11 protein-coding genes and 2 pseudogenes are annotated in these 17,753 nt (G+C 39.8%); 12 read left to right on the forward strand and 1 reads right to left on the reverse strand.

All coding sequences use genetic code 11. The annotated features are described in order from the left end of the window. Positions 1 to 67: 67 nt before the first annotated feature. The 5 genes and pseudogenes from NSQ85_RS08695 to NSQ85_RS08710 all read left to right on the forward strand — a co-directional run bounded on the left by NSQ85_RS08695 (position 68) and on the right by NSQ85_RS08710 (position 11,089). Positions 68 to 4,279 (forward strand): mucin-binding protein, encoded by a 4,212-nt coding sequence (locus NSQ85_RS08695; protein ID WP_340781695.1) that lies wholly within the window; start codon positions 68 to 70, stop codon positions 4,277 to 4,279. Positions 4,280 to 4,458: 179 nt separating this feature from the next. Next, positions 4,459 to 4,539, forward strand: a pseudogene (locus NSQ85_RS10760) (hypothetical protein); the annotation flags it as partial. Between the two features lie 365 nt (positions 4,540 to 4,904). Then, positions 4,905 to 6,488: a mucin-binding protein gene (locus NSQ85_RS08700; RefSeq protein ID WP_445330298.1), complete on the forward strand. Its 1,584-nt coding sequence runs from the start codon at positions 4,905 to 4,907 to the stop codon at positions 6,486 to 6,488. 1,064 nt (positions 6,489 to 7,552) lie between these two features. Further along, the gene (locus tag NSQ85_RS08705) at positions 7,553 to 9,289 is read left to right on the forward strand and encodes an ABC transporter ATP-binding protein (RefSeq protein ID WP_340781696.1); all 1,737 of its coding nucleotides are present in this window, start codon (positions 7,553 to 7,555) and stop codon (positions 9,287 to 9,289) included. A 12-nt stretch (positions 9,290 to 9,301) separates the two neighbouring features. Next, positions 9,302 to 11,089 carry an ABC transporter ATP-binding protein gene (locus tag NSQ85_RS08710; protein ID WP_340781697.1) on the forward strand — a complete coding sequence of 596 codons (1,788 nt, stop codon included), beginning with the start codon at positions 9,302 to 9,304 and terminating at the stop codon, positions 11,087 to 11,089. Positions 11,090 to 11,186: 97 nt separating this feature from the next. Here the strand turns inward: NSQ85_RS08710 and queA are convergent, their stop codons facing one another. Further along, entirely contained in the window at positions 11,187 to 12,230 is a 1,044-nt protein-coding gene (gene queA / locus NSQ85_RS08715) for a tRNA preQ1(34) S-adenosylmethionine ribosyltransferase-isomerase QueA (protein WP_340781698.1), read from the reverse strand. Positions 12,231 to 12,379: 149 nt separating this feature from the next. Here queA and NSQ85_RS08720 point away from each other — a divergent pair, with 149 nt between their 5' ends. From NSQ85_RS08720 to NSQ85_RS08750, 7 genes and pseudogenes are all read left to right on the forward strand, one after another. Further along, positions 12,380 to 13,081, forward strand: a complete 702-nt coding sequence (locus NSQ85_RS08720; protein ID WP_340781699.1) for a glucosamine-6-phosphate deaminase — start codon at positions 12,380 to 12,382, stop codon at positions 13,079 to 13,081. 189 nt (positions 13,082 to 13,270) lie between these two features. Beyond that, on the forward strand, positions 13,271 to 14,254 hold the full coding sequence (gene trhO, locus NSQ85_RS08725) for an oxygen-dependent tRNA uridine(34) hydroxylase TrhO (protein WP_179974326.1): 984 nt from the start codon (positions 13,271 to 13,273) through the stop codon (positions 14,252 to 14,254). A gap of 178 nt (positions 14,255 to 14,432) precedes the next feature. Next, positions 14,433 to 14,630: a helix-turn-helix transcriptional regulator gene (locus tag NSQ85_RS08730; RefSeq protein ID WP_179974327.1), complete on the forward strand. Its 198-nt coding sequence runs from the start codon at positions 14,433 to 14,435 to the stop codon at positions 14,628 to 14,630. A 13-nt stretch (positions 14,631 to 14,643) separates the two neighbouring features. Beyond that, on the forward strand, positions 14,644 to 15,141 hold the full coding sequence (locus NSQ85_RS08735; protein ID WP_340781700.1) for a DUF6773 family protein: 498 nt from the start codon (positions 14,644 to 14,646) through the stop codon (positions 15,139 to 15,141). Positions 15,142 to 15,219: 78 nt separating this feature from the next. Next, positions 15,220 to 15,990 carry a nucleoside phosphorylase gene (locus tag NSQ85_RS08740; RefSeq protein ID WP_340781701.1) on the forward strand — a complete coding sequence of 257 codons (771 nt, stop codon included), beginning with the start codon at positions 15,220 to 15,222 and terminating at the stop codon, positions 15,988 to 15,990. Between the two features lie 84 nt (positions 15,991 to 16,074). Next, entirely contained in the window at positions 16,075 to 16,764 is a 690-nt protein-coding gene (locus NSQ85_RS08745) for a VIT1/CCC1 transporter family protein (RefSeq protein ID WP_340781702.1), read from the forward strand. A gap of 79 nt (positions 16,765 to 16,843) precedes the next feature. Further along, a pseudogene (locus NSQ85_RS08750) lies at positions 16,844 to 17,562 on the forward strand (16S rRNA pseudouridine(516) synthase). Positions 17,563 to 17,753: the final 191 nt, after the last annotated feature.

Here is a 17,753-nt window from a genome sequence, read left to right on the forward strand (position 1 = left end):
TGCCGTTTTTTAAAAAAAATTAAATATTTTGAAAAATTAAACAATTTATAAGGGGCTTATTACTCATATGCGAGGGAAACAACAAGATTTTCGAACAGAGAAGTACATTCGTTACGGTATTCGTAAGTTCAGCTTTGGAGCAGCATCAGTAGCGATTGCTGTTGGTTTAATGTTTTTAGGTAATGGCGTAGTATCAGCGATGGAAGTACAACCAGCTGAAACAGCTATTATAACATCTTCTTCTAATCAAGGTGATAAGGAAACGGAAAAGGCTGAGCCTAAATCCGAAACAGTAGAAACTGTGAATCCAGAAACTGTGAATCCAGAAACTGAAAAAGCTACAGCGGTGAAATCAGAAGTTGCAGCTACAATGGCAGCACCTAAAGCAACTCTAGGGAATACAGATGCTAGTCAAGCCGATGTAGATGCACAAGCAGAAACTGTATCAGCTTTGAGCACATCTGTAACTGAATCAAATACAGCTGAATTCGATAAGAAGCAAGTGGCTGAAAAAGAAACTGCAAAAGTAGAGGCTGACAAGAAAGCAACTCCATCTGAAAAAGCTCTTTCAGTAGATACAACAACAGCACTTAAAGATCCTTCAACAGTAACAGTTGTAGAACCAACAGCAAAATCAAAAGACTCAGCAGGAGTACAAGCTGAAACGACCAGTGCAAGTAGTAGCAGTGCAACGAAAGCTGAAACGACCAGTGCAAGTAGTAGCAGCGCAACGAAAGCTGAAACGACCAGTGCAAGTAATAGTTCAGTAAAGGCTGATGTAACCAGTGCAGATGGAAAACAGAGTGTAGCGCAGATAGCCACTTCAGTTACCTATCCGGGTTTCTCAGTTAGTGATCCAGATTATCCATCTGGAATGTGGATTGATCCAGATAAATCTCATTACAGTTATGAATGGGTGCAAACATATATTGGAAACCAGATTGTTCTTTCAACTAATCGAACGGGCGATGGAATTGTTTATGTAACGGAATTATCGCCATCAAATAAAGTTTTAAAACAATACACTTTAAATCAAAATACTAAGGTACCATCTGCTGTATTTGATAGTATTACCTACTATAATGATACTTATTATGCGATGGTTGAAAGTTTAAGAGATCCTCTTGCTGTTAAATATATTGTTAGTAAATATGATACTGGCTACTACAATAAACTATCCTATATGGTACCCAAATTGATCACACAAACAACCTATTTTGTTGATAAAGATGGCAAGCAAATCACCGACAGTAATGGTAATCCGGTTGTTCCTTATACACAAAAAGGGTTAGTTGGCCAAAAATATACGACGAGTCCCATACTTATAAATGGTTACTATGCTACTGCACCTTCTAATTCAAATGGCGTTATGTCACCATTCGGAGAGATTGGTGCTAGTTATGTTAAAGACTTTCATGATGGAATAGTTGTTACTTACACTCAGACTGGTTCAGATGGAACAATGTCTGCTTCAATTGCTCAAGATGGAAAAGTTCTCAAGACATATACAAATATAAAGCCCTCAGATCCTGTGATAAAGTATCAAGTAGGTTATACGACAGTCGCAATTAAAAATCCATATATTCCACAAACCTCTGATGTTAAGTATGTTTACAGAAAGCTCGGCAACTGGGTCGTCTCTAATCCTGATGGCTCGACAAAATCAATTATTTATCCCAATGATCCTATTGACCCTACTAAGATTGCTGATTCATCTGTGCCTGGTTACCCGGTTATTGATTTTCTTCCTGGCTATACACCTAAAGACCATATGGGGACTCCTTTGGTGCCAGTTGATCCCGATGATCATACTAAGGGCTATATTCCACCAACACCTTCTGATATTGGGAAAGATACAACGATCACCTATACAGCAGATAAGCAAAAAGCAACAGTAACTTATGTTGTAGAAGGAACAGGAACAGTACTTCACACAGATAACCTAGAAGGTAAATCTGGAGAACCAATTGATTACTCAACAGTAGCTAAGCTTGCTGAACTTAAAGCTCTAGGGTATGACCTCGTAACTGATGGATTCACAACAGCTACAGATAAGAACTTCGATAAAGATACGAAAGTAGATCAAAGCTTTGTAGTAACGGTTAAACCACACGTTGAACCAATCAAACCAGTAGATCCAGAAAATCCAAATGATCCAAATAAACCAAAACCAGGTGATCCAATCGATCCTAACAACCCTGATGGACCAAAATGGACAGAAGATCTCATTAAACAGATTGATACAACTCGCCACGTGAACCGTACAATCACATCCGTTAACGAAAAAGGTGAGGAAGTAGCTCAGAAAGTAACAGATAAAGTTACATTCACTCGTGAAGGTAAGATTAATTCTGTAACAGGTGAAATCACTTACGGCAACTGGACAGCTAAAGATGGAGATACAACATTCGATAAAGTTGAATCACCAGTAGTTCAAGGCTACATCCTGAAAGATGCTAAACAAAAAGAAGTAGCAGCTACAACAGGATTAACGGTAGACTCTAAAGATGAAAATATCGAAGTTGTCTACACTAAACTTGGTTCATGGGTACCAAAAGTACCAGAAGGATTCGAGGAACCAAAACTTGATAAACCTCAATATCCAAACGATCCAACAGATCCAACAAAACCAGGAACACCAACAACAGTGATTCCTCAAGTGCCAGGAACAACTCCAAAAGATTCAAATGGAAACCCACTGAAACCAGTAGATCCAAACGATCCAAGTAAAGGATATGTTCCACCAACACCTGAAAACCCAACAGAAGATACTGTAATCACTTATGAGAAAGATTCTCAAAAAGCAACAGTAACTTATGTTGTAGAAGGAACAGGAACAGTACTTCACACAGATAACCTAGAAGGTAAATCTGGAGAACCAATTGATTACTCAACAGTAGCTAAGCTTGCTGAACTTAAAGCTCTAGGGTATGACCTCGTAACTGATGGATTCACAACAGCTACAGATAAGAACTTCGATAAAGATACGAAAGTAGATCAAAGCTTTGTAGTAACGGTTAAACCACACGTTGAACCAATCAAACCAGTAGATCCAGAAAATCCAAATGATCCAAATAAACCAAAACCAGGTGATCCAATCGATCCTAACAACCCTGATGGACCAAAATGGACAGAAGATCTCATTAAACAGATTGATACAACTCGCCACGTGAACCGTACAATCACATCCGTTAACGAAAAAGGTGAGGAAGTAGCTCAGAAAGTAACAGATAAAGTTACATTCACTCGTGAAGGTAAGATTAATTCTGTAACAGGTGAAATCACTTACGGCAACTGGACAGCTAAAGATGGAGATACAACATTCGATAAAGTTGAATCACCAGTAGTTCAAGGCTACATCCTGAAAGATGCTAAACAAAAAGAAGTAGCAGCTACAACAGGATTAACGGTAGACTCTAAAGATGAAAATATCGAAGTTGTCTACACTAAACTTGGTTCATGGGTACCAAAAGTACCAGAAGGATTCGAGGAACCAAAACTTGATAAACCTCAATATCCAAACGATCCAACAGATCCAACAAAACCAGGAACACCAACAACAGTGATTCCTCAAGTGCCAGGAACAACTCCAAAAGATTCAAATGGAAACCCACTGAAACCAGTAGATCCAAACGATCCAAGTAAAGGATATGTTCCACCAACACCTGAAAACCCAACAGAAGATACTGTAATCACTTATGAGAAAGATTCTCAAAAAGCAACAGTAACTTATGTTGTAGAAGGAACAGGAACAGTACTTCACACAGATAACCTAGAAGGTAAATCTGGAGAACCAATTGATTACTCAACAGTAGCTAAGCTTGCTGAACTTAAAGCTCTAGGGTATGACCTCGTAACTGATGGATTCACAACAGCTACAGATAAGAACTTCGATAAAGATACGAAAGTAGATCAAAGCTTTGTAGTAACGGTTAAACCACACGTTGAACCAATCAAACCAGTAGATCCAGAAAATCCAAATGATCCAAATAAACCAAAACCAGGTGATCCAATCGATCCTAACAACCCTGATGGACCAAAATGGACAGAAGATCTCATTAAACAGATTGATACAACTCGCCACGTGAACCGTACAATCACATCCGTTAACGAAAAAGGTGAGGAAGTAGCTCAGAAAGTAACAGATAAAGTTACATTCACTCGTGAAGGTAAGATTAATTCTGTAACAGGTGAAATCACTTACGGCAACTGGACAGCTAAAGATGGAGATACAACATTCGATAAAGTTGAATCACCAGTAGTTCAAGCTACATCCTGAAAGATGCTACATTCGATAAAGTTGAATCTACACTAAGTAGTTCATTCAGCTACATCCTGAAAGATCCAACTAAACAACTCCAAAAAAGAAGGTAGCAGCTACAACAGGATTAACGGTAGACTCAAAAAGCAACAGTAACTTATGTTGTAGAAGGAACAGGAACAGTACTTCACACAGATAACCTAGAAGGTAAATCTGGAGAACCAATTGTCTCAACACTAAACTTGGTTGAACATGGGTACCAAAAGTACTACAGATAAGAACTTCGATAAAGATACGAAAAGATCAAAGCTTTGTAGTAACGGTTAAAAACGTTGAACCAATCAAACCAGTCAATATCCAAATGATCCAACAGATCCAACAAAACCAGGATTGACACCAACAACATCCGTTGATTCCTCAATTCACTCGTGAAGGTAAGATTAATTCTGTAACTCCAAAAGATTCAAATGGAAACCCACTGAAACCAGTAGATCCTGAAACGATGCTAAACAAGTAAAGGATATGTTCTAAAGATGAAAATATCAACATGGGTACCAAAAGTACCAGAAGGATTCGAGGAACCAAAACTTGATAAACCTCAATATCCAAAGAAGATCCAACAAAACCAGGAACACCAACAACAGTGATTCCTAATGCCAGGAACAACTCCAAAAGATTCAAATGGAAAGAAGTAGATCCAAACGATCTCAAAAACCCAACAGATACTGTAACTTATGAGAAAGATTCTCAAAAAGCAACAGTAACTTATGTTGTAGAAGGAACAGGAACAGTACTTCACACAGATAACCTAGAAGGTAAATCTGGAGAACCAATTGATTACTCAACAGTAGCTAAGCTTGCTGAACTTAAAGCTCTAGGGTATGACCTCGTAACTGATGGATTCACAACAGCTACAGATAAGAACTTCGATAAAGATACGAAAGTAGATCAAAGCTTTGTAGTAACGGTTAAACCACACGTTGAACCAATCAAACCAGTAGATCCAGAAAATCCAAATGATCCAAATAAACCAAAACCAGGTGATCCAATCGATCCTAACAACCCTGATGGACCAAAATGGACAGAAGATCTCATTAAACAGATTGATACAACTCGCCACGTGAACCGTACAATCACATCCGTTAACGAAAAAGGTGAGGAAGTAGCTCAGAAAGTAACAGATAAAGTTACATTCACTCGTGAAGGTAAGATTAATTCTGTAACAGGTGAAATCACTTACGGCAACTGGACAGCTAAAGATGGAGATACAACATTCGATAAAGTTGAATCACCAGTAGTTCAAGGCTACATCCTGAAAGATGCTAAACAAAAAGAAGTAGCAGCTACAACAGGATTAACGGTAGACTCTAAAGATGAAAATATCGAAGTTGTCTACACTAAACTTGGTTCATGGGTACCAAAAGTACCAGAAGGATTCGAGGAACCAAAACTTGATAAACCTCAATATCCAAACGATCCAACAGATCCAACAAAACCAGGAACACCAACAACAGTGATTCCTCAAGTGCCAGGAACAACTCCAAAAGATTCAAATGGAAACCCACTGAAACCAGTAGATCCAAACGATCCAAGTAAAGGATATGTTCCACCAACACCTGAAAACCCAACAGAAGATACTGTAATCACTTATGAGAAAGATTCTCAAAAAGCAACAGTAACTTATGTTGTAGAAGGAACAGGAACAGTACTTCACACAGATAACCTAGAAGGTAAATCTGGAGAACCAATTGATTACTCAACAGTAGCTAAGCTTGCTGAACTTAAAGCTCTAGGGTATGACCTCGTAACTGATGGATTCACAACAGCTACAGATAAGAACTTCGATAAAGATACGAAAGTAGATCAAAGCTTTGTAGTAACGGTTAAACCACACGTTGAACCAATCAAACCAGTAGATCCAGAAAATCCAAATAAAGGATATGAAGTACCAAACGTACCAAACGATCCGACTAAGGATACACCAATCAACTATGTTCCAGTACCACAACCTGTAAGACCTACAGATAATGGAGATAACAATGGAAATAATAATGAAACTCCAACAACTGCAGCTCAACCAGCATCACCTTCTACACCTCAATATATGGATGGCCAACGTGAACTTCCAAATACAGGTACAGAAGATAATGCTAGCCTAGCAGCACTTGGACTTCTCGGAGTATTGAGTGGATTTGGTCTTGTAGCTCGTAAGAAGAAAGAAGATTAATCTTTCTAATTGATACGATTTGTTTGCTATGAACATATCTTCCTTAAAACTGATGAATCGAATGATTCATCAGTTTTTTTACTTTATCTATGAAAGGAATATGTGCACATTTGAAAGGAGTATGTGCACATTGAACTAAAGGAAGTATATGTAGTTTAATTGAAATAAAATTATACTAATTTATTCTTGGTAAAAAACAAAAATATATAATCTCTTCAGGAAACTAAACTGAAAATTGAATTCTTAATTTATTATGATAAATATCATATATTGAGTGTAATTGGGATGGCTATAAACCTTATAAAAAGCTTCTCAACGCCTATGAAACACTTTAAAAAGTTGAATATGGAAATTAGTATTCTAAGTAGCAAGCAAAGATGGTTGCTGGATTGCGTAAAATTGATTTAGACGATGTAACTTTAGAAGTATTAACTAATTGGCGTGAGTTCAAGTGAAAAATGACGAAGATGATTATGTTTTAGCTCGATTTGGCAATTCCTTATTTAAATCAATTATTTGCCGTATTATTAAATGACAGGATGAGATTGTGGATGTTCCAAGGATTCCCAGAAAAGGCTTGAGTTATAGTCATTCATCTTATCTTCTTAATGTCCTAAGATGTGTCCCTATATGTTTCACATAGACTAGGTAACACTGATAAATCAGTAACTTAAAATGCTTATAGTCTTTGATATCATAATGATGTAATCGGGATTCTGGAAAGATCACTCAAAATATGTTCCAATCAAATATTCTTTAGTATCCTTCCAAAAAATTGTCAAAATGTAAATTCATTAAATAAATTCAGCAATATCAGTAATTAGAATCAGTCTGCTTCAGTTACTCTTAAAATAATAAGGTAACGACTCAAGTCGCTTAATAAAGAAAACCAGGGTGTAAGCCCTGCCTTTTTCTATTGCTTTTAATATTTTCATTTGTTAGAATGTAGGTAATTTGCGTGCTTGTCACGCCCTTTTTATGTGCTTTTTAAGGTATTGAAAGTTAGTATCCGATTCTTGTGAACCTAAAAGTATAGCTAAATGAAGAAGAAAAAGGGGGAATTTATGGCTTATATTTGGTCTTATCTCAGGCGTTACCCTAAGTGGCTAGCGATGAATTTTACGGCAGCTATTTTATTTGTTATTGCTAACCTGGGTCTGCCGACGGTTCTCGCCAGAATGATTGATGAGGGAATTAACCGTGGGGATGCTGACAAGCTTTATACCTATGCTTGGGTCATGTTTGGTGTGGTCTTAACTGGTATTGTTGGTCGTGTGCTTTTGGTCTATGCGGTTGGTAAGTTGACGACTACTATGGTGCAGGTCATGCGTAATGATATCTACGCCAAACTTCAGGAGTATTCACACCATGAGTACGAACAAATTGGGGTATCTTCTTTGGTGACTCGTATCACGTCGGATGCTTTTGTTCTCATGCAGTTTGCAGATCAAGTCCTCAAGTTGGGTGTTATCACTCCTTTGATGATGGTTTCCAGTGTCTTTTTGATTTTGACGACAAGTCCATCTTTGGCTTGGATTGTGGCAATCTCCTTGCCTTTACTAGCTGTAGTTGTCTGGTATGTGGCGGTAAAAACGCGTCCGCTTTCTGAAAAACAACAGGCAACTCTCGACAAGATTAACCAGTATGCTCGTGAAAATCTGACTGGACTTCGTGTCATCCGTGCTTTCGCTAGAGAAGATTTCCAAGAGAAGAAGTTTGCCTCTGAAAATGCTGTCTATGCAGATAATTCAAGCAAGCTCTTTAAATTGACTGGTTTAACAGAGCCACTTTTTGTACAAATCATCATCGCTATGATTGTGGCTATTGTTTGGTTTGCCCTAAATCCATTAGGTTCTGGAACTCTGGCAATCGGGGACTTGGTTGCCTTCATTGAGTACAGTTTCCATGCACTATTATCCTTCCTCTTTCTAGCTAATCTCTTTACCATGTATCCTCGTACAGCGGTATCTAGTGAACGTCTGCAGGAAATTATGGATATGCCTATTTCTATCAACCCAAATGAAGATGGGGTGACAGAGACTGATACTAAGGGATATTTGGAATTTGATAATGTGACCTTTGCCTATCCTGGTGAAACTGAGAGTCCTGTTCTACACAATATTTCTTTTAAGGCTAAGCCAGGTGAAACTATTGCCTTTATTGGGTCTACGGGCTCAGGAAAATCATCACTTGTACAGTTGATTCCACGCTTTTATGATGTCACACTTGGACGTATTCTTGTGGATGGTGTGGATGTACGTGACTACAATCTTAAGGCTCTTCGTCGTAAGATTGGCTTTATTCCACAAAAAGCTCTACTCTTTACTGGAACTATCGGTGAAAATATCCGTTATGGTAAGGAAAATGCTAGTCATGAAGAATTGAATCAAGCTACGGATGTGGCTCAGACTAAGGAATTTATTGAAAGCAAGGAAGAGCGCTATGATTCTCACTTGTCTGAGGGTGGTAGCAACCTTTCTGGGGGACAGAAGCAGCGTTTGTCAATTGCACGTGCGGTGGTTAAACGTCCTGATCTCTATATCTTTGATGATTCCTTCTCTGCCTTGGACTACAAGACTGATGTGACCTTGCGCCGTCGTCTAAAAGAAGTGACTCAGGATGCGACGGTCTTGATCGTGGCTCAACGTGTGGGAACCATTATGGATGCAGATCAGATTATCGTTCTTGATAAGGGTGAAATTGTTGGTCGTGGCCGTCACGAAGAGCTCATGGAAAGTAATGAGATTTACCGTGAGATTGCTAATTCACAATTGAATCAAAAGAGTCTTATGGAAGACTAGAAGGAGGTCAAAATGAATGATCATAAAAAGAAAACAACTCATTCCTCAGGTTTTGGCCGCCTTTGGTCATACCTGCAGGTTTATCGTTTCCCACTTTACTTAGCTATTTTCCTGAAAATTATTAGTGTCATCATGAGTGTTATTGAGCCGGTGGTCATTGGTTTAGCCATTACGGAATTGACTAAAAATACACTGGACATCATAAAGGGGGTAGCAGGTGCTCATATCAACGTGTCCTACGTTGGCTTAGTTTTGGTCTTTTACCTCTTGCGTGGTCTCATCTATGAGTTGGCTTCTTACTATTCCAACTATTTTATGACCAATGCTGTGCAAGCAACGGTTCAGGATATGCGAAATGAGATGATTGAGAAAATCAATCGTACCTCAGTGTCATACTTTGATAAGCAACAATTTGGAGACCTTTTAGGTCGCTTTACTAGTGACGTCGAGACAGTTTCAAATGCCTTGCAGCAGTCATTCTTGCAGGTTGTCAACGCCATCTTTACTCTAGCCTTGGTTATTGGGATAGTGCTTTACCTTAATCTTCAGTTGGGAGCTGTGGTTGTTATCACTATTATGATTTCTTACTTTGGTGCTCGCTTCATTATGAGTAAATCTCAACCTTACTTTAAGCAGCAGGCTCACGCCCTAGGTACTCTTAACGGTTTTGTTCAGGAAAATCTGACTGGTTTCAATGTGATTAAACTTTTTGGGCGTGAGGATAGATCTTTAGACGACTTTAAAGAAATTACGGAAGACCTTCAAAAGGTAGGTTTTAAGGCCAATTTCATTTCAGGCCTCATGATGCCTTTCCTTAATGGTTTATCTGACTTAACCTATCTAATTGTTGCCGTCCTAGGTGGTTTGCAAGTCTTGGCTGGTCGCTTGACGATTGGTAATATGCAGGCTTTCGTTCAGTACGTTTGGCAAATTAATCAACCTATTCAGAACTTGACTCAGTTGGCTGGACAATTGCAGAGTGCTAAATCTTCCTTGGACCGTATTTTTCAACTAATGGATGAACCAGACGAGGCTAATTATGCTACTGAGGTGCTTGAAGGAGATTTAACTGGCCAAGTTATCTTTAATCATGTGGACTTCCAGTATGTAGCTGATAAACCTTTGATTCGTGACTTTAATCTTGAGGTTAATCCTGGTGAAATGGTGGCTATTGTCGGTCCTACCGGTGCTGGAAAATCAACTATTATCAATCTTCTCATGCGTTTCTATGATGTTACTGCAGGTTATATCTCGGTTGATGGTCATGATATACGCAACTTGTCGCGTAAAGATTATCGTAAACAGTTTGGTATGGTGCTTCAGGATGCTTGGCTCTTTGAAGGAACTATCAAGGAAAATCTTCGTTTTGGTAATCTTGAGGCAACTGATGAAGAAATTGTTGAAGCAGCGAAGGCTGCCAATGTGGATCACTTTATCCGTACGCTGCCTGGTGGCTACAACATGGAAATAAACCAGGAATCAAGTAACATTTCACTGGGACAAAAGCAACTTTTGACCATAGCCCGTGCACTTTTGGCTGACCCTAAAATCTTGATTTTGGACGAGGCAACCTCATCAGTTGATACCCGTCTGGAACTCTTGATTCAAAAAGCCATGAAAGCTCTCATGCAAGGTCGAACAAGTTTTGTCATTGCTCACCGTTTATCAACTATCCAAGAAGCAGACAAGATTTTGGTCCTTAAAGATGGACAAATCATCGAACAAGGGAACCATGAATCCCTCCTTGCAGATAAAGGTTTCTATTACGATTTGTATAATAGTCAATTTGCAGAGAAATAAACAAAATAATCCATCAGTTCATAACTGGTGGATTTTTTCTGAATGTGATGTGCAGTAAGAGAGACTTCCCCTGTAAGAGAAGTCTCAACATCACTATTTATTTTTCCGAAGGTCGTGTTACGAACATGGCATCTCCGAAACTGAAGAAGCGGTAGCGTTCTTGGACGGCGTGTTTGTAGGCCTCTAGGACGAATTCACGACCAGCAAAGGCTGAAACCAACATCACCAAGGTTGATTTTGGAAGGTGGAAGTTAGTTGAGAAGGCATCTACGACTGTGAATTGGTAGCCTGGTTTGATAAAGATATTAGTCCAGCCTGAGTCGGCTTGGAGTTGGCCATTATATTTATTTCCGATTGTTTCCAGTGTTCGGATTGAGGTTGTCCCTACTGCAACAATGCGATCTCCAGCAGCTTTGACACTATTGAGGGTATTGGCCGCTTCTTGGCTGAGGTTGTAAAATTCTGAGTGCATTTCATGCTCGTCGACATTATCGACAGAAACAGGTCGGAAGGTTCCCAGTCCAACGTGGAGGGTGAGGTAGACCAATTTTACGCCTTTAGCTTCAATTTTTTGAAGTAACTCAGGTGTGAAATGGAGGCCAGCTGTTGGAGCAGCGGCAGAGCCATTTTCCTTGGCATAAACCGTTTGATAACGATCGCGGTCTTCCAATTTTTCATGGATATAAGGTGGCAGTGGCATCTCGCCTAAGCTTTCCAAAACCTCAAGGAAGATACCGTCGTAGCTAAATTCTACGATACGTCCGCCGTGATCCAGTTCCTCAGTGACAGTGGCAGTCAAGCGACCATCACCAAAACTGACTTTAGAACCTACTTTAAGGCGTTTGGCTGGTTTGGCCAAGACTTCCCATTGGTCACCTTGGGTATTTTTCAAAAGGAGAAATTCTACATGGCCGTGTGTATCAGTTTTTTCACCGTAGAGGCGGGCAGGAAGCACGCGCGTATTGTTCATGACCAAGGCATCTCCAGGGTTAAGCTGGTCAATGATGTGGTCGAAGTGGGTATCAGTCATTTCCCTGGTTACAGGATCAATGACCAAGAGTTTAGAGGCATCACGTTGTTCCAATGGGGTTTGGGCAATCAGTTCCTCTGGTAGTTCAAAATCAAAATCGTTTGTATTCATTTGTTTCCTCGTTTAAAAATTTTCAGCCTTCTTATTATAGCACGATATAGGACGACCGTCATTAAAAGAATTGAGTGAAAGCGCTTGACAAAAAAGTTAAAAAAGAGATAATAAAGAAAACGGTATATACCAATATCGAGGTGAATAGAATGGAAAAGATTTTAGTTAAAAATCAAGTTGAGGGAGGCAAAGTTGCCTTTGATCTTCTTAAAGAGAGCCTTGCAGCTGGTGCTCAAACATTGGGGTTGGCTACAGGTAGTTCACCTATCGCCCTCTACCAAGAGATGGTTGAAAGCGACTTGGATTTTTCGGAACTTTACAGTGTCAATTTGGATGAATATGTTGGTTTAGCACCAGAGCATGAGCAGAGCTATCATGCCTTTATGAAGGCTCAACTCTTTGACGCCAAGCCATTTAAAGAGAGCTTCTTGCCTGACGGCATGGCTGAAGATTTGGAGCAGGCGGCTAAGGATTACGATGAGATCTTGTTGCACCATGCCATTGACTTGCAAATCTTAGGAATTGGAAGTAATGGGCATATTGGTTTTAATGAGCCAGGTACGCCTTTTGATAGTCAAACCCATGTGGTCGACTTGACTGACAGCACCATTGAAGCTAATAGCCGTTTCTTTGCCAGTCGAGGCCAAGTCCCTACAAAGGCTATTTCGATGGGGATTGCTTCTATTATAGCTGCCAAGAAGATAATCTTGTTTGCCTATGGTGACAAGAAGGCGGATGCCATTTTCAAGATGATTAAGGGTCCGGTGACAGAGGAAGTGCCAGCTAGTGTCTTACAAAATCATCCAGACGTGACTCTTATCTTGGATCAAGCAGCTGCTGCGAAATTGTAATACTATCTTGTGAAAAAATAATCCCATAAAACTTTGGTTGAGGCATTTGGCACTCAGCCTTTTTCTGTTGTGAAAATTCTTCTTCAAGCAAATCAATTGCCTAGTCCTCTTTGATAGCGGTATAATAATTAAGTTGATTTTATTATCAAACAACAAATATAGATATTTCATAAAGAAAGAGGAAATACAATGGCAAAACCTATTCGAGTATTGCTTTATTATAAATACCTTCCCATCGAAAACGCTGAGCAATTTGCGGCTGACCACTTGGCTTTTTGTAAGTCAATCGGTCTAAAAGGTCGTATCTTGGTCGCTGACGAGGGGATTAATGGAACGGTTTCTGGAGACTATGAAACCACTCAAAAATACATGGACTACGTTCATAGCCTTCCAGGGATGGAGGACCTTTGGTTCAAGATTGATGAGGGAGAAGAACAAACTTTCAAGAAGATGTTTGTTCGCTACAAGAAGGAGATTGTTCACCTTGGCTTAGAGGATAATAACTTTGATAGTGACATCAATCCACTTGAAACTACAGGTGATTACTTGTCACCCAAAGAGTTTAAAGACGCTCTTTTGGATGAGGATACTGTTGTCCTTGATACACGTAACGATTATGAATATGACCTTGGTCACTTCCGTGGAGCCATTCGTCCTGACATTCGCAACTTCCGTGAATTGCCACAATGGGTCCGCGACCATAAAGAAGAGTTCATGGATAAGCGCGTGGTTGTTTACTGTACTGGTGGTGTCCGCTGTGAGAAATTCTCAGGTTGGTTGGTCCGTGAAGGCTACAAAGATGTTGGCCAATTGCATGGTGGTATTGCGACTTACGGAAAAGATCCAGAGGTTCAAGGGGAGCTTTGGGATGGTAAGATGTACGTCTTTGACGAGCGTATTGCCGTTGATATCAACCATGTAGATCCTATCGTTGTCGGTAAGGACTGGTTTGATGGCACACCTTGTGAACGCTATGTCAACTGTGGCAACCCATTCTGTAACCGCCGTATCCTTGCTTCAGAGGAAAATGAAGATAAATACCTCCGTGGCTGCTCACACGAATGCCGTGTTCACCCACGCAACCGTTATGTTTCTGAAAATGGTTTGAGCCAAGAAGACGTTGTTGAACGCCTTGCAGCAATCGGTGAGAGCTTGGATGTAACACCTGCCTAAGTTTAAATATTGAAGAAGCTGGGAGAAATCTCGGCTTTTTATTTTGCAAATTATTTCTAAAATAATGTCAGATTTATATTGCAAATAGAAACATATAGTGTGTAATATCAATGAAAAGAGATGGTAATCACAATCGATTTCGGAGAGAATATCAGATATGCTGAGAAGGAGGGGTCATGTGGCAAAGAATTTACGCTTAAAAGTAGCACAAGCAGAGCATGATATGACTCAGGGTGACTTGGCTGAAGCGGTAGGTGCAACAAGACAAACCATCGGATTGATTGAAGCTGGGAAGTGCAATCCCAGCCTAGCCTCATGCATTGCTATTTGTAAAACACTGGATAGGACTTTGGATCAACTGTTTTGGGAGGATTAGGAAGGAAGTAAAGATGATGAAATTTAAATCGGTTGCTAATAAGGTTACAGACGAACGCAACGAAGCAGTTCTAAATAATAAGGTTGCTGCTGAATGTTTTTATATAATGATTGTAGGGACGCTTGTATGCTTAGTTTATGGCTCCCTCTTTAACAATGGTGTCATCTCTGCTGATTACTTACTTTATCCATTGTTGATAAGTAGTATTTGGTCTATTTATAGAGCTGAACGTCTTGATGTAAATACTTTTGGTAGTTCGAGTATAACAGTCTTAGGTTGTTTACTAGTGACTGGGCTTATCACCCTTATGATAATGTCAGCTAACTATCGGTACAACCATGATGTCTATCATAATAATCCCTTGGATCCTAGATATCTCATGGCTTGGCCAATTACTTATACCATATATGTTCCCTTTGTCTTTTTGGTGAATTGGGCTCTCGCTGCATTGGGAAGATATGAGAGAAGACGTCTCGAAAAACAGCTGGATGATTTGGAGAATGAAGAATAAATAGTGATAGAATCAGACCATTCTTTTTGGTCTGATTTTTTTGTGTTATAATGGTTCCTAAAACTAAGGAGGTCACGTATGCTACTAACTGAATTTGATGCGAATAGACAAGCGATTACCAATCCCGAGGCCTTACATGAGCCTCTTGAAGGTTTTCCTAAAATAGCTGTATCCTGTTTTTCTCGTTCGACCTTTCAACGAATGCTTGAGATGTTTCCCCATGAACTTATCTATGAGACATCCATGGCGAATGTGGCTATTCCGATTTATAAGCTTGTTATTGATGATAATGAGTTGGCCACTTTTAATGCACCTGTAGGCGCCTCTGCCTGTGTGGCTATTTTAGAGGATATTTTTGCCTTGGGAGCTGATAAACTTGTACTTTTTGGTACTTGTGGGGTGCTTGATGAAGATATTAAAGAGACTTCTATTATTATTCCTAGTCATGCCCTTAGAGATGAAGGGACGAGTTTTCACTATGTGGAAGCCAGCGATGAGATTGCGGTAAATGTGGGTGTTTTAGACCATTTTCGTTCCTATCTCAATGAACGTCAGATTTCTCATAAGGAAGGCAAGGTTTGGACAACTGATGGCATTTACCGTGAGACGAATGGTAAACTCAAAGCTCGAAAGGCAGCAGGAGCCATTTGTGTGGATATGGAGTGTTCTGCTGTTGCAGCTTTAGCAAAGTTTAGAGGTGTTGACATCTGCCACTTCTTCTATGCTGCGGACCACCTTTCTGAAGGTAATTGGGACGCCCGTAACTTGATGAATCATATGGACTTGGATGAAAAGGATAAGATAGCTTTATTAGCTTTGGAGTTTGCGTGTGACTGGATTAAACCTTAAAAATTCTACTTTTTAAAGTTTATTATTTGTAATCACTCTAAATAACTGTTATAATATTATTTAGAATGATTCTAAATAAGGAGTATGAAATTGGAAGATAAGAATTTTGCAGAACGTTTAAATATTTTGAGAGCAGGAGTGTTGGGGGCCAATGACGGCATCATTTCCATTGCGGGAGTGGTTATCGGTGTGGCTAGTGCGACATCTAACATCTGGTTTATCTTGATTTCAGCCTTATCAGCGATTTTTGCCGGTGCCTTTTCGATGGCAGGTGGTGAATATGTCAGTGTGTCAACGCAAAAAGATACCGAAGAAGCGGCTGTTGCTAAGGAACAAGCCCTTTTGGATCGCTCACCTGAGGCAGCTAGAGAAAGTTTATATCAAACCTTCCTCAGTCAAGGGGATTGCGAAACAGCAGCGGAAGTTAAGGTCAATCTAGCCTTCAGTAAAAATCCTATTAAGGTCTTAGTTGAGGAAAAATATGGGGTGGATATGGAAGAAATCACCAATCCATGGCATGCTTCCGTATCTAGTTTTCTGTCCTTTTCATTGGGATCTTTGCCTCCAACGCTAGCTATCCTGCTTTTCCCAGACCCTTACCGTATTCCTATAACAGCGGTTGTGGTTGCACTGACCTTAATCTTGACTGGTTATGTTAGTGCTAAACTTGGGAAAGCACCTGTTAAACAAGCGATGTTGCGAAACTTGGCAGTAGGACTCTTGACCATGCTCGTGACCTATGTAGTTGGGCAAGTCTTCCATGTGAATGTGTAATTGTTAGTAGTATGAGTCTACCTTTTAGGTAGGCTTTTTTTGTCTACTAGACCAGACTTATCCATGGTACAATAGGGCTATGCGTTTAGATAAATTATTAGGACAGTCGGGCTATGGTTCTCGCAATCAGGTCAAGAAGCTCATTCGTAGTCGTCAGGTATATGTAGATGGTGTCCTGGCGGATCGAGATAATCTTAATGTGGATGCTAGTCTTCAAACCATCATGGTTTCTGGTAAGGAACTGGAGCATGCGCCAGAAGTCTACTACCTTATGAATAAGCCGTCAGGAGTGGTGTCAGTTAGAAAGGACAAGGAACACCAAACAGTTATTGATTTGATTAGGCCTGAGGATCAGCGAGAGGGCCTTTATCCTGTGGACGTTTGGATAGAGATACGGAAGGTTTGGTGTTGATTACCAATAATGGTCCCTTGGGCTTTGCCATGCTTCACCCACGCTATCATGTGGCTAAGACATATTATGTTGAGGTTAATGATATTCTGGGGCCTGATGCACCTGCATTTTTTGAGTCTGGTGTAGTCTTTGAGGATGGGACTGTTTGTCAATCAGCTCAGCTGGAAGTTTTAAGTTCTGCAAGTGATAAAAGTTGCGCTCGAGTCACGATTTCAGAAGGTAAGTTTCATCAAGTAAAAAAGATGTTTTTGGCTTATGGGGTCAAGGTGACCTATCTCAAGCGTATCTCTTTCGGAGAGTTTAAACTTGATGAAGGGATGGCAGTAGGTTCCTACCGAACCTTGACTGAATCGGAAAAAACAATCTTGCGTACTTATTTGGGTTAGTAGCTAAGGTGCGATAGGAACTTTCAATCAGCTGATAAGACTATCTTATCGCTAGTCTTAATACGACAACACCTATAATGACAGTATTTTTTAGAGGTATAAGAAATACTTATGGAATACTATAAATATTTTTTATTTCTCAAGTATCGCTTCTGGTGGTATGATGGAATCAATTTGATTGAGAGTTTCAC

Source organism: Streptococcus sp. FSL L8-0526 (assembly GCF_038007145.1).
Taxonomy (GTDB): domain Bacteria; phylum Bacillota; class Bacilli; order Lactobacillales; family Streptococcaceae; genus Streptococcus; species Streptococcus thermophilus.

Excerpts from the sequence above, each read along its gene's own strand:
- NSQ85_RS08695 (WP_340781695.1), top strand. The coding sequence starts at position 68 with ATGCGAGGGAAACAACAAGATTTTCGAACAGAGAAGTACATTCGTTAC.
- NSQ85_RS08705 (WP_340781696.1), top strand. The coding sequence starts at position 7,553 with ATGGCTTATATTTGGTCTTATCTCAGGCGTTACCCTAAGTGGCTAGCG.
- NSQ85_RS08710 (WP_340781697.1), top strand. The coding sequence starts at position 9,302 with ATGAATGATCATAAAAAGAAAACAACTCATTCCTCAGGTTTTGGCCGC.
- queA (WP_340781698.1), bottom strand. The coding sequence starts at position 12,230 with ATGAATACAAACGATTTTGATTTTGAACTACCAGAGGAACTGATTGCC.
- NSQ85_RS08720 (WP_340781699.1), top strand. The coding sequence starts at position 12,380 with ATGGAAAAGATTTTAGTTAAAAATCAAGTTGAGGGAGGCAAAGTTGCC.
- trhO (WP_179974326.1), top strand. The coding sequence starts at position 13,271 with ATGGCAAAACCTATTCGAGTATTGCTTTATTATAAATACCTTCCCATC.
- NSQ85_RS08735 (WP_340781700.1), top strand. The coding sequence starts at position 14,644 with ATGATGAAATTTAAATCGGTTGCTAATAAGGTTACAGACGAACGCAAC.
- NSQ85_RS08740 (WP_340781701.1), top strand. The coding sequence starts at position 15,220 with ATGCTACTAACTGAATTTGATGCGAATAGACAAGCGATTACCAATCCC.
- NSQ85_RS08745 (WP_340781702.1), top strand. The coding sequence starts at position 16,075 with ATGAAATTGGAAGATAAGAATTTTGCAGAACGTTTAAATATTTTGAGA.